Below are 542 nucleotides of genomic sequence, written 5' to 3' on the forward strand. Positions count from 1 at the left end.
GAAACGAACGGGCAGAGTGGCGGCGCGGAGCCCAATGCCCCCCGTTACGCCGGCACTTGCTGTGAAATGCAGTGGAAGCTCCCGCCCCCGGTCAGGATTGCGTCCGCCCGCAAGCCCACCGCCGCGCGATCCGGAAACAGCGCCTGCACCGCCGCCACCGCAGCATCGTCGTTGGGCGCACCGTAGAGCGGCACCACGACGGCGGCATTGCCAATGTAGAAGTTCATATAGCTGGCAGGCACGATTTCGTCGTCGCGAAGCACGCGACCGGGCGACGGGATTCGCACCAGCTCGATGCCGTCCTTGGCGGATGCGGCTTGCGCGGCGCGCTGATAGACCAGCCAATTGGGGTCATTCTCCGCCGCCTCCGGGATCACCAACACCCCCGGCGCAACGAAACGCGCCAGATTGTCGACATGCCCGTCGGTATGGTCGTGCATCAACCCGTCGCCCAGCCATAGCACGTCGACCAGCCCGAGATCGTCGCGCAGGCGCTGCTCGATCTCGCTCCTGGTCAAGGACGGGTTGCGATTGGGGTTGAG

The 542-nt window shown here is 66.1% G+C and carries 1 protein-coding gene; it reads right to left on the minus strand.

Features of this window, described 5'->3' with window-relative positions; genetic code table 11:
* Positions 1-44: 44 nt before the first annotated feature.
* Positions 45-542 (minus strand): agmatine deiminase family protein (locus AACY08_RS28470; protein WP_339472437.1); only part of this gene is annotated, 498 nt, incomplete at its 5' end.

This window comes from Pseudomonas sp. EL_65y_Pfl1_R83 (genome assembly GCF_963970695.1).
Lineage (GTDB): Bacteria > Pseudomonadota > Gammaproteobacteria > Pseudomonadales > Pseudomonadaceae > Aquipseudomonas > Aquipseudomonas tritici.